The organism is Hymenobacter lapidiphilus, assembly GCF_003417065.2.
In the GTDB taxonomy this organism is placed as follows: Bacteria; Bacteroidota; Bacteroidia; order Cytophagales; family Hymenobacteraceae; genus Hymenobacter.
Window position 1 is genome coordinate 30817 of sequence record NZ_QVLT01000020.1, and the last position, 11836, is coordinate 42652.

General features: G+C 61.9%; 10 protein-coding genes. 3 read left to right on the forward strand and 7 right to left on the reverse strand.

Annotation, left to right across the window (positions count from 1 at the left end; translation table 11 throughout):
* Nucleotides 1-96: 96 nt before the first annotated feature.
* The 6 genes from lepB to D0N36_RS12705 all read right to left on the reverse strand — a co-directional run bounded on the left by lepB (nucleotide 97) and on the right by D0N36_RS12705 (nucleotide 5515).
* The gene (gene lepB, locus D0N36_RS12680; protein ID WP_116942047.1) at nucleotides 97-1308 is read right to left on the reverse strand and encodes a signal peptidase I; all 1212 of its coding nucleotides are present in this window, start codon (nucleotides 1306-1308) and stop codon (nucleotides 97-99) included.
* A 157-nt stretch (nucleotides 1309-1465) separates the two neighbouring features.
* Nucleotides 1466-2185, reverse strand: a complete 720-nt coding sequence (gene dapB / locus D0N36_RS12685) for a 4-hydroxy-tetrahydrodipicolinate reductase (RefSeq protein WP_116942049.1) — start codon at nucleotides 2183-2185, stop codon at nucleotides 1466-1468.
* Between the two features lie 87 nt (nucleotides 2186-2272).
* Nucleotides 2273-2914, reverse strand: coding sequence for a DUF5683 domain-containing protein (locus D0N36_RS12690; protein WP_147320859.1), 642 nt, complete (start codon nucleotides 2912-2914; stop codon nucleotides 2273-2275).
* A gap of 108 nt (nucleotides 2915-3022) precedes the next feature.
* Nucleotides 3023-3967: a ParB/RepB/Spo0J family partition protein gene (locus D0N36_RS12695; protein WP_116942053.1), complete on the reverse strand. Its 945-nt coding sequence runs from the start codon at nucleotides 3965-3967 to the stop codon at nucleotides 3023-3025.
* Between the two features lie 219 nt (nucleotides 3968-4186).
* Nucleotides 4187-4603 carry a hypothetical protein gene (locus D0N36_RS12700; RefSeq protein ID WP_116942055.1) on the reverse strand — a complete coding sequence of 139 codons (417 nt, stop codon included), beginning with the start codon at nucleotides 4601-4603 and terminating at the stop codon, nucleotides 4187-4189.
* Nucleotides 4604-4699: 96 nt separating this feature from the next.
* On the reverse strand, nucleotides 4700-5515 hold the full coding sequence (locus D0N36_RS12705; protein ID WP_116942057.1) for a ParA family protein: 816 nt from the start codon (nucleotides 5513-5515) through the stop codon (nucleotides 4700-4702).
* Between the two features lie 257 nt (nucleotides 5516-5772).
* Here D0N36_RS12705 and D0N36_RS12710 point away from each other — a divergent pair, with 257 nt between their 5' ends.
* A complete protein-coding gene (locus tag D0N36_RS12710) occupies nucleotides 5773-7404 on the forward strand; it encodes an ABC transporter substrate-binding protein (RefSeq protein ID WP_242478905.1) in 1632 nt (543 codons plus the stop codon).
* Between the two features lie 181 nt (nucleotides 7405-7585).
* Here D0N36_RS12710 and D0N36_RS12715 read toward each other — a convergent pair whose 3' ends face one another.
* Complete coding sequence (locus D0N36_RS12715; RefSeq protein ID WP_116942061.1) at nucleotides 7586-8305, reverse strand: 3-ketoacyl-ACP reductase; 720 nt, start codon at nucleotides 8303-8305, stop codon at nucleotides 7586-7588.
* Nucleotides 8306-8541: 236 nt separating this feature from the next.
* Between D0N36_RS12715 and D0N36_RS12720 the strand changes: the two genes are divergently transcribed.
* Together D0N36_RS12720 and menD are read left to right on the forward strand one after the other, a co-directional pair.
* A complete protein-coding gene (locus D0N36_RS12720; RefSeq protein ID WP_242478906.1) occupies nucleotides 8542-9693 on the forward strand; it encodes a chorismate-binding protein in 1152 nt (383 codons plus the stop codon).
* A 167-nt stretch (nucleotides 9694-9860) separates the two neighbouring features.
* On the forward strand, nucleotides 9861-11729 hold the full coding sequence (gene menD / locus D0N36_RS12725) for a 2-succinyl-5-enolpyruvyl-6-hydroxy-3-cyclohexene-1-carboxylic-acid synthase (protein WP_116942063.1): 1869 nt from the start codon (nucleotides 9861-9863) through the stop codon (nucleotides 11727-11729).
* The last annotated feature ends 107 nt before the right edge of the window (nucleotides 11730-11836 follow it).

Here is an 11836-nt window from a genome sequence, read left to right on the forward strand (position 1 = left end):
CCCGGATAGGGTGGCTTTTGTGTTTTCTCATCAGACGTAAGAAGGCGAGCTAATCTGCCACTGAACGGCTTCCTTATCATCTGCAGCATCTGTGACTTAATGGACCAAATTGAACAGTCGGTTCCAGCGGATTTTGCTCAGGAAGCTGCCGTAGGGGTCAACTGACATCCAGATGAGCACGGCCTTACCCACGATGTGGTCTTCGGGGACGAAGCCCCAGAAGCGCGAATCGAGCGAGTTGTGGCGGTTGTCGCCCATCATGAAGTAGTAGTCCTGCTTGAAGGTGTAGCTCGTGAGCGGCTGGCCGTTCTGCAGAATCCGGCCCGTCCCATCGACGGTGATGCCCTCGTTGTGCTCGTAGCGGGTAATTATTTTCAAGTACTGGGGTGTGTTCTGGGCCGTCAGCTGCACGGTCTGGCCTTTCTTCGGAATCTGCAGGGGGCCGTAGTTGTCCTTGTTCCAGCCTGGGTAGGGTGAGGTTGGCAGGGCCTGGCTGTAGGGGTAGTCGGGGTTGTTGGGGAACACCTCCTGGCCCTCGCGCTGGCCTACGGGTGTTTTCAACTCGATGATGCCCTTCACGTAGGGCTGCTGCTTGAAGTATTTATAGGACGCCGGGGTCATGCTGATGAGGTAGCCCGGGCCATACTCGGCGCTGTTTTCCTGATAGGGCAGGCCGTCGGGCGTGTTATACTCCACAATGCCCTGCTCCTTGAAGGCCGTCATCAGGTCGTCGTTGGCCTGGGGCACCTGCAGGTAGTAGCTGTTCTGCATCTCGGGGAAATTCGCGGCCGGCTTCCCATTAATATACACCTGACTCTGGCGTACTTCGAGCACGTCGCCGGCTACGGCCACGCACCGCTTGATGTAGTTGGTGCGCAGGTCGGCGGGGTGCTCGGCCTCGAAGGGCACATTGAACACCACCACGTCGTTGTTTTTTACTTCCGAGAAGCCCGGCAGCCGGTAGCTGGGCAACTGAATGGCTTCGGAGTAGCTTTTCAGGCTGGTACCCCAGATGGTTTGGTGCGTGAGGGGAACCTGCAGCGGGGTCTGGGGTGTGCGCGGGCCGTAGTGCAGCTTGCTCACGAACAGGTAGTCGCCCACCAGCAGCGTGTGCTCCATGCTGGGCGTTGGGATAGTGTAGGCCTCAAACGTGGCCCAGCGGATGAGGGTAGCCGCAATAACGGCGAACAGAATGGCGTCGCCCCACTCGCGAATCGGGCCCTTGCGCTTTTTGGGCACGGGCGCGCCCGCCGGCGCCGAGCCGGCCGGATTCTTTTCGAGGTATTTCTCCCAGGATTGTACTGCCATGATGCAAATAAGCCAGAAAAAGCGCGCTACCGGCCAAGGCCGGGCCGCTGCGGTTTAAACGATGGAAGATGCGAAATAATGCGCGAACTGTGCAGAATGCCTGTCATTCTGATTGTTACTGACTTTGCAGGCAGTTTCGATGACAGGCCTTCCAGCCTCACAGCCCCAGCAAATCTTTCATGCCGAAAACGCCTTGGCGGCCGGGCAGCCATTCGGCCGCCAGCAGCGCGCCCTGCACGAACCCCTCGCGGGTGTGGGCCTCATGCTTGAGCTCAATGGTATCGGCCGGGCAGGAGTAGGTGACGATGTGGGTGCCGATAACCGCGCCTTCGCGTTCCGAAAGCACGGCCAGCTCATGCGCCTCGCGGGTAGCCTCATTGCGCCAAGTGGTTTTGCCGGGGAAGTGGCGCAGAATACCTTCGGCCACCGTCAAGGCCGTGCCGCTGGGCTGGTCGACCTTCTGGGTGTGGTGAATCTCGCGTACCTGCACGTCGTAGCCGCCGAACTGGTGCATTTTGGCGGCCATGTACTCGCTGAAGTGGAAAAACAGGTTCACGCCCACGCTGTAGTTGGAGGCGTAAAACAGCGGCGTACCGGTTTTCTGGCTCAGGGCGCGGGCCTCGCCGAAGTGGTGCAGCCAGCCCGTAGAGCCGCACACCACCGGCAGACCCTGCCGCAGGCAGGCTGCCACGTTGGCAAAGGCCGCGTCGGGGTGGGTGAATTCGATGGCCACGTCTACTTGGGCAGGCGTGAAATCGGTGATGCTTACCCCGGGCCGGCTGGGGTCGATGATGCCGGCAATCTGGTGGCCCCGCGCCCGGGCCTGGGCTTCGATGGCCCGGCCCATTTTGCCGTAGCCAATCAGGAGAATATTCATGTGAAAAAAGCTGGAAGTCAGAAGCTAGTAGATAACCGGGTGAGGGTGGTGATAAATTGATGGGGTGCCTTTGTTGTTTTTATCCCGCTACTTCATGTAGAGGGTAAGGGCCAGGCCGGCGCGCGGAGCCTGGCCCGGGCTGGGCAGTAAGGCCGGGTCGAGGCGCAGGCTCAGGTCGTCGCTGACATCGAAGTTGCGCAGGTGGGCATCCACCAGCGCATCGAGAATGGTGATCCCGTACACGACGGCCGTGTAGGCGATAAACGTGTCGCGGTTGCGGCGGTAGAAATTGACGCCCCGCTGCACGTTGGCCGCACTCGTTTCCTGGCTCACCCGTTCGCCATCCAGCTTGCTGATGTCCATATTGGGGTTGGCAATCAGCTGGTTTTTGCCATCTGCGTACTCCCGGTAGCGAGTCTGGTAGAAGAACAGGCCGTAGCCTACGCCGCCCAGGCCGCCATATACCAGGGGCAGCTTCCAGTAGCGGTGGTTGTATACCTGGCCCGCGCCGGGCAGCATCAGCGCCAGCAGCGCCGCTTTCTGGGGCCGCGTAACCCGCATGCCCAACAGCCGCTCGGTGCGCCTCGTCGAATCGATGGCCGCCGGCTGCGAGGCTACCCGCACCGAGTCGGTTCCGGCCGTAACGACCTGCGCCGAGGCTGCCGACGGCCACAGCGCGGCCAGCGGCAAACCCAGAGCAAAAAGCAGAGAAAAATGGGAACGACGCATACGAACGGAGCAGGAAACGGGCCACGCGGGCAGGTGGAAAACCGGGCCAATACCCGGCTTTCAGCCAACGCGCTACGCAGAGGCCTTGGTATAAAATGCCGGCCGCGGCTATGAGGGCTGCAGAATGTGCAAAATGCGCTGCATGTCCTCCACCGAGTCGAAGGCTATCTTGATTTCACCCCGGCCCTGAGGCCCCGGCTTCACCATCACGCGGCTGCCAAAACGCTCCGAAAGGTGCCGCTCGGTCCGCTTGATTTCGGCCACCGGTACCACCGGCTCTGGCGCGTTAGCCGTTTTTTTCTCGGTTTCGCTGCCCGAGCCGCCGCGCACCAGCTGCTCTACCTTGCGCACCGACAGCTCTTCGGCCACAATGCGGCGGAACAGGGCCAACTGCTGGTCCATGCTCTCGATGCTGATGAGGGCGCGGGCGTGGCCCATGCTGATAACCGTGTCGCGCAGGCCGATCTGAATATCGGGCGGCAGCTTGAGCAGGCGCAGGTAGTTGGTCACGGTCGAGCGGTTTTTGCCCACCCGGTCGCCCAGCTCCTCCTGCTTGAGGTTGCACTCGCTCACCAGACGCTGGTAGCTGAGGGCAATTTCGATGGCGTTGAGATTCTCGCGCTGAATGTTCTCAATCAGGGCCATTTCCAGCATCTGCTGGTCGTCGGCCTTGCGGATGTAGGCCGGAATGGCATCGAGGCCGGCTAGCTTGGAAGCCTGCAGGCGCCGCTCGCCCGAAATGAGCTGGTAGGAGTTGGTGCCGGTCTGGCGCAGCGTAACGGGCTGGATGATACCCTGCACGCGGATGCTTTCGGCCAGCTCGCGCAGTGCGTCCTGGTCGAAGTGGGTGCGGGGCTGATAGGGATTGGCCTGGATCTGGCCCACCGGAATCAGGCCCACCGAGTTGACGGGGTGGGGCACCAGGCCGCCCATTCGCTCGCTTTTCTTCTCGTAGCTGCCCTCAATCAGGGCGTTCAGGCCGCGGCCCAGGCCACCTACCCGGCGCTTGGGAGTCGCGGGAAATGAGTTCTTCTCTTCGTTTTTTTCAGACATACCGGCAAGCCGCCCTCACCCAATAGCACGGAGCAAAAGCGGGAGTCAAAAATACACAAACAAGCGGGATGCCGGGATAAAAATGTTCCACGCCGGCAGAAAAACCGTGAAACACGCGGCAATGAGCCACTTAGCCGGCGAAATTCGTTGGCTACCTACAGTTGAGGTTGCGGCTCCGAAAAGGAGAATAGCCCAGCCTATCAGCCGCGGCCCGCCAGGCTAGGGCTGCCGGAAAGGCAGGCGCTTAAAGCTGACGTTGCTCAGTAAATCCTTCTCGTACACGGCCAGGCAGTTGGTGCGGAACTCCGCCGCAAATGGCTCGGAGCCGGGTTTTAGCACCCGGGGCGCCGGGCGGGCGGCGGCGAAGAAATACACCTTGGTATTGCCGTACTTGGTGAACGGCATGTATTCGCCGTACTGCTGCATTTCGGCCCAGCGGGCGGTATCGGCTACCGTTACGGCGTAAATGCGCTGCACCGGACCGGTGTTGTTCTCGTTGCGGTAAAGCGCTACTTCCGTGAAGCCACCATCCAGATCCTGGGGGCCGGGCTGGGTCAGGGCATCAAACACGAACCACAGTAGCAACGCCACCGCGGCCGCACCTAGCAGGTATTTCGCACGCGGCTGCGTTTTCATTAGGCTTACTGGTTTTCTAATTCATAACGCGAGTTGTAGGGGCGGGGACAAGCCCCGCCCCTACAACTCGCGTGTTTCCTAATCCCTTCAAAAACCTTACGCGGCGGCGTCTTCCGGCTCCTCGCTGCCGGTTCCGTTGATAAGCTCGATGTTCTTTTCCACTATTTCGCGGGCCAGGTTGAGGTAGCTAATGCTGCCCTTGCTCTCGGCGTCGTGCAGAATGACGGGGATGCCGAAGCTGGGCGACTCGCTCAGTTTCACGTTGCGCGGGATGATGGTATCGAATACCAGCTGCTGGAAGTGCAGCTTCACCTCCTCGACCACTTGGTTGCTCAGGCGCAAACGCACGTCGTACATCGTGAGCAGGATGCCCTCGATTTCCAGGTCCTCATTCAGGCGGCTCTGAATAATTTTGACAGTGTTGAGCAGCTTGCCCAAGCCTTCGAGTGCGAAATACTCGCACTGCACCGGGATGATAACCGAGTGGGCAGCCGTGAGGGCATTCACCGTAATCAGGCCCAGCGAGGGCGAGCAGTCTATGATAATGAAGTCGTAGAGCTCGGCCAGCGGACGCAGGGCGTCCTTCATCTTTTCCTCCCGGTTGGGCAGGTTAATCATCTCCACTTCGGCGCCCACCAAATCGATGTGCGAGGGCATCAGGTCGAGGTGGGGCAGCACGTTGGTCTGCACAATGATGTCCTGGGCGTTGATGCCGTCCACCATGCACTCGTAGATGCTGTTCTGGATATCCTTGGGGTCGAAGCCCACGCCCGAGGTGGCGTTGGCCTGCGGATCGGCGTCAACGAGCAGGGTGCGGTACTCCAGCGCCGCTAAGGAGGCGGCGAGGTTGATGGAGGTAGTGGTTTTGCCCACGCCGCCTTTCTGATTGGCTACGGCAATGATTTTGCCCATGAGGTCGAAATAAAGCCGTTAGCTGATGGCTGCTAGCTGTTAGCTTAGTTCAGGTGGCGGCCAGGTTGGGGTAACGCCGTAAAGTGGCGTGGAAGCAAATCCCGGCCGGGAAGATACCTTTGGCAAATATACACGGTTTCATGGTTCCCCTGCTTCCAATTCTGCCCCGCGCCGCGGGATTTGTGCGTTTCCAACTGCTAAGGCCACAGCTGTCCGCGCGGCCACTGCAACGCCTGCCGCGGCTATTGGCAATGTTAATGCTCTTGGGTTTGGCCGCCTGCACCGATTCGGCCGCTCCCACCGACGAGCGGCGCGTGTTCCGCTACAACCAGCCCGAAAGCCTCACTTCGCTCGACCCGGCTTTCGCCCGCAACCAAGCCAACACCTGGGCCACCACCCAGCTCTACAACGGCTTAGTGGAGCTCGACGACAGCCTGCGCCCTGGTCCCAGCCTGGCCCGGCGCTACCGCATTTCGCCCGAAGGCACCACCTACACCTTCTGGCTCCGGCCCGAAGCCCGCTTCCACGACGCCGACGTATTCGCGGGCGGCAAAGGCCGCCGCGTAACGGCCCAGGATTTCGTGTACTCGTTTAAAAGGTTGCTAGACGGGGCCACGGCCAGTCCCGGCGGCTGGATTTTCCGGGGCAAGGTGCTGGAGCAGGACGGCGGCGAGCCGTCGGATACCTGCTTCGTGGCCGTGAATGACTCCACGCTGCGCATTCACCTGAAGGAGCCGTTCATCCCGTTTCTGGGCATACTGACGATGCCTTACGCCTACGTGGTGCCCCGCGAGGCGGTGCAGAAGTGGGGTAAGGATTTCCGGGCCCATCCGGTCGGCACCGGCCCGTTCCTGTTCAAGGAGTGGGACGAGGGCAACGCCATCATCTACCACCGCAACCCCAACTACTGGAAGAAGGACGCCCAGGGCCGGCCGCTGCCCTACCTCGATGCGGTGCAGATTACGTTTATCCAGGACCGAAAAACCGAGTTCCTGACCTTTATGCAGGGCAAGCTCGACTTTTTGAGCGGCATCCGCAGCGGCTCACGCGACCTGATAATGTACCCCGACGGTACTGTGCGCGAGGATTTCCGGGGCAAGTTCCGGCTGCAGAAGGTGCCTTACCTGAACACCGAGTACATCGGCATGCAGCAGGACCTGACCAACCTGCGCGGCGACAACCTGGCAACCGGCCGCGCTTTGCAGGATAAGCGGGTGCGGCAGGCGCTCAACTACGCCCTCAACAAGCCCGAGTTGCTGGCTTACTTCCTCAACAACGTGGGCCGGCCGGGCAATTCAGGCTTCGTGCCGGCCTCGCTGCCCTCGTTCAGCGCCGCCAAAGTGCCGGGTTACACTTACCAGTTGGCCAAAGCGCGGCAGCTGCTGGCCGCAGCCGGCTACGGGCCGGGCAAGCCGCTACGCCTACGCCTCAACACGGTGGCCGAAACCAAGGAGCTGTGCGAATACTACCAAAAAAAGTGGGCCGAAGTGGGCGTGCTGGTCGAAATCGACGTGAACCAGGGCGCGGCCCACGGCGAAATGATTGACAACGGCCGCGCCGCCTTCTTCACCCGCAGCTGGCTCGGCGACTACCCCGATGCCGAAAACTACCTGGCCCTGTTCTACAGCCCCAATTTCGCGCCCGCCGGCCCCAACAAAACCCATTTCAAAAGCGCCACCTACGACCGCCTCTACCAGCAGGCCAAGCTCGAACAGGACGACGCGAAACGCTACGCCCTCTACCAGGAAATGGACCGCATCATTGTGGCCGAATGCCCGGTTATCAGCGTGTATTACGATGAAGTGGTGCGCCTGACCCAGAACAATGTGCGCGGCCTCACGCCCAACCCCATGAACCAGCTGGTGCTGGAGCAGGTGAAGAAGGAATAGAGCTTTGAGCTTAGATTTTAGAGCTTAGAACGTAGAGTCGGCTGTCATCCTGAACGAAGCGAAAGATCTTATCCTATTAGAACGACCGTAACAACGACTCGTTTAAACTGAAAAAAATCCTTCGCTCCGCTCAGGATGACAGCCGATTCTACGTTCTAAGCTCTAAAACCTAAGCTCTAAATCAAGGGTTCGTGCTCCACATGCTGGCTTCCTTGATGAAGATGCGGCGGTTGAGGCGCAGCTGGCTGATGACGATTTCGGCCAGGTCTTCGGGCTGCATCACCTTTTCGGGGTCGCCGTCGGTGAGGCCGTTGGTGGTGGCCAGCTCGGTGGCTACGGTGCTGGGCGTGAGGGCCGACACGCGGATGTTCTGCTTGCGCACTTCTTGCATCAGTGCCTCGGTGAGGCCCATCATACCGAATTTGGAGGCGCTGTAGGCGCTGGAGCCCGCCGAGGCCCGCAGGCCCGAGGTGGAGGCCACGTTGATAATGTCGCCGGACTGGCGCTGCTGCATCTGGGGCAGCACGGCGCGCGTCACGTAGTAGGTGCCCAGCAGGTTTACCTGGATGATGTGCTCCCAGTCGGCGGGCTCCATGTCCATGAACTTGCCGAAAGTGCCGATGCCGGCGTTGTTGATGAGGATGTCGATGCTGCCAAGCTGCTCTAGGGCCTGGGCTACGGCGGCATCTACGGCGGCGCGGTCGGCCACATCGGCGGTTACGACCACGGCGGCCTGGCCACCGGCGGCTTCTATTTCCTGGGCTACGGCTTGCAGATCAGTTTCGGTGCGGGCCAGCAGGGCCACGCGCACGCCTTGTTCGGCCAGGGCCAGCGCAATAGCGCGGCCGATGCCTTTGCCCGCGCCCGTTACGAGGGCCGTCTTGCCGGTTAAGTCTTCCATATAGTCGGGGGTTGGGTTGAATGAAGAAGATACAACCCGGCGACCAGGCAAAAGTTGAGTGCCCGGCTCCGGGCCGGCAGACAGTTGGGCTTGAAAAACGTGCTTACCTTTCCGGCGCAGGCCGTGCATGTGGGCCGCGCTGGCCTGCCAGACCGCACCCGGTGCGCCATTCCCTCAGGCTGCGGCTCGTTCCAATATTCGTGAAATTCCAAAAGCCCATGCTAATCCGTGGTTCTATGAAGCATCTGCACTTTGCCCTCACTGGCCTGCTGGCCGCCGCCCTGCTAACCGGCTGCAACCAGCAGCAACCCGCCACCGACGAAAGCGCGCCCTATACCGCGCCCAACCTGAAAAACGTAAAGGACGTTGACCAGCTGTTTGCTTTTTTCCCCTTCCAGGATTCCGACCACAACCCGCCGCTGTTTCTGCCGGCCGACCTGTATTTCGACCTCGCCCAACCCGACGAAGTGCGCCTGAGCGCGGCGGCCGCCAGCCGGCTGCCCCAGCTGCGGCAGCAGTTTGCGGCACTGCCCGAGTCGGTTCCGCTGGCCTGGCACGTGCGGCCCCGCCACGCCCCCCGGCCCGCCACCCAACCCGAATACGAGGCACTGGTGCGGACCGGAGTGGAGGCCATCCGGTCCGGCACGGTGCAGAAAGTAGTATCGAGCCGGGCGGTGCACCGGGTACTGCCCGCCGGGTTTGATGCCTTGCAGGCTTTTGAGGAGCTGCAGGCGCGCTACCCCACGGCGTTTGTGTCGCTGGTGAGTGCGCCGGGGGCCGGCACTTGGCTGGGGGCCACGCCCGAAGTACTGGCCGAAGTGGGCGAAGACCAGGTGTTCCGGACGATGGCGCTGGCCGGCACCCAGCCGCTGCTGCCGGGCCACGCCCCGAGCGAGGCCATCTGGCGGCAGAAGGAAATCGAGGAGCAGGCGCTGGTGGCCCGCTACATCGTAAACTGCTTCAAGCAGCTGCGGCTGCGCGAGTACCAGGAAACCGGTCCGCGCACCATAACTGCCGGCGACGTGCTGCACCTGCGCACCGATTTTGCGGTAGACCTGCACAACGTGCCCTTCGCCACGCTGGGCACCGATATGTTGCGGCTACTGCACCCCACATCAGCGGTAAGCGGCATGCCCCGGCAGGCGGCCCTCGATTTTATCAAGCAGCACGAGGGCTACGACCGGGCCTACTACGCCGGTTTCCTGGGGCCCGTGAACCTACCCGACCCCGGCGCGGCCCGCCTCTACGTAAACCTGCGCTGCCTGCAGCTGCGCCCCGACCAAGCCGTGCTCTACGCCGGCACTGGCCTCACCCCCGACTCCGACCCCACCAAAGAATGGCAGGAAACTGAGCTGAAACTTCGCACAATCGGAGCAGTTTTGGAGTAGAAAACGATAAACGGAACACGAAAAAGCCCGTTGTCATGCTGAGCGAAGTCGAAGCATCTCTACCGCAATGCTGACGCCTGAAGTATGGGTTTACTTGCTGCGGTAGAGATGCTTCGACAAGCTCAGCATGACAAATAGCTCCCTTTTCTTAGCTCAACACACCCTTTATGTCCTCCCTGCAAGCCGTTCATAATATCCCCGAAATCTGCGCGCAGCTGGGCATTACCGATGTGGTGTTGTCGCCGGGCAGCCGGTGCGCGCCGCTGACCATTGCCTTCGCCCGCCACCCGGCCATTACGGTGCGCACGGTGCCCGATGAGCGGGCCGCCGCTTTTATCGGCCTTGGGTTGGCGCAGACCCAGCGGCGGGCGGTGGCGCTGGTATGCACTTCGGGCACGGCCGGCCTCAACTACGCCCCGGCCGTGGCAGAGGCCTTTTTCCAGCAGATTCCGCTCGTGGTATTTACGGCCGACCGCCCTCCGGAGTGGATCGACCAGCTCGACGGCCAGACTATCCGCCAAACTGACCTGTACGGCCGGCACGCCAAGGGCTCGTTCACCTTCCCCGCCAAAACCGACCACGCCGACGCCCAGTGGCACGCGGCGCGCATTGTGAGCGAGGCCATAAACCTGGCCCAGCAGTTCCCGGCCGGACCGGTGCAGGTGAACGTGCCACTGCGGGAACCCTTCTACCCCAAACCGGGCGAGGAGCTGACGTTTGGGCCGGTGAAGGTGATACGCGAGCTGCCGGGCCGGCCCCAGCTGCCCACCGCCACCCTTCGGGAACTGCGCGAAACCCTGCGCGATACCAGCCGCGTGCTGGTAGTGAGTGGCCAGCACCCGGCCGATGTACCGTTGCGGCTGGCACTGCGCGAGTTTGCTACTGCCTGGCAGGTGCCGGTAGTCGGCGACCTGATTGCCAACCTGCACCAACCTGCCGCCGCCGGCCACAACCAGCATCCGCGCTTTGTGGGCCGGCAGGATGTATTTCTGGCCGTGCCCGAGCCCGGCCTGAAGGAGGCGCTGCGGCCCGAGCTGCTCATCACCTTCGGCCAGTCGCTCATTTCCAAGGCCCTAAAGCTCTACCTGCGCCAGCATCGCCCCGCCCAGCACTGGCACATCCAGCAAGCCGGCCCGGTGGCCGACACGTTCCAGTCACTCACCCAGGTTATTCGGATGGAGCCGGCCGATTTCTTCGCTGCGCTCAGCACCGGAAACGAGGAATCTGAGAACCTGAGTGACAGCGCTGCTGCTTCCGCAGCGCCAACCGAGCCGGGCCGGAACGTGCTGGCCGCCGACGCCACCCGTGTAGCCCCGCGGCCCCGCCTGAATTGGTCGGCGCCGGCTGAAACCGATACCGCCAAAGAAGCCTATCTGCGGCCCTGGCTGGCCGCCGAAAACTGGGCTACCGGCTTACTGGCGGGCTTCATGCAGCAGCCCGACCAGCCGTTCAACGAGTTTAGCACCATCTTCCGGGCCCTGCAGCTGCTGCCCGATGGCTCGGCGCTGCACCTGGCCAACAGCATGGCCGTGCGCTACGCCAACATCCTGGGTCTGCCGGCCGGGCAAGGGGCCGATGTGTTTGCCAACCGCGGCACCAGCGGCATCGATGGCTGCACGAGCACGGCCGTGGGCGCGGCGCTAGCCCAGCCGGGCCGGCCGATGGTGCTCATCACCGGCGACGTGGCGTTTTTCTACGACCGCAACGCGTTCTGGCACAACTACCCGGTGCCCAACCTGCGCGTTATCCTGCTCAACAACCACGCGGGCGGCATCTTCCGCATCATCGATGGACCGCGCCAGCAGCCCGAACTGGAGGAATTTTTTGAGACGCGCCAGACCCTGACGGCCGAGAATACGGCCCGCGACTTCGGGCTGCGCTACTTCCCAATTTCCACTTTCGCTGAACTTGAAGCCGCGTTGCCGGTTTTCCTGACGGCCGAAGGCGGCGCGGCCCTGCTTGAAGTCTTTACCGACTCGAAAACCAACGCCGAGTTTTTTGAGCAGTACCGTACCTTCGTCCGCACCTCATTCTAGAACTGCTCTGCGTACCTCCGCGAAACCACTGCGACCTCTGCGGGAACCCGATAGTCAACGGTATTTCCCGCAGAGGTGCGCACAGGTTTCGCAGTGGTTCGCAGAGG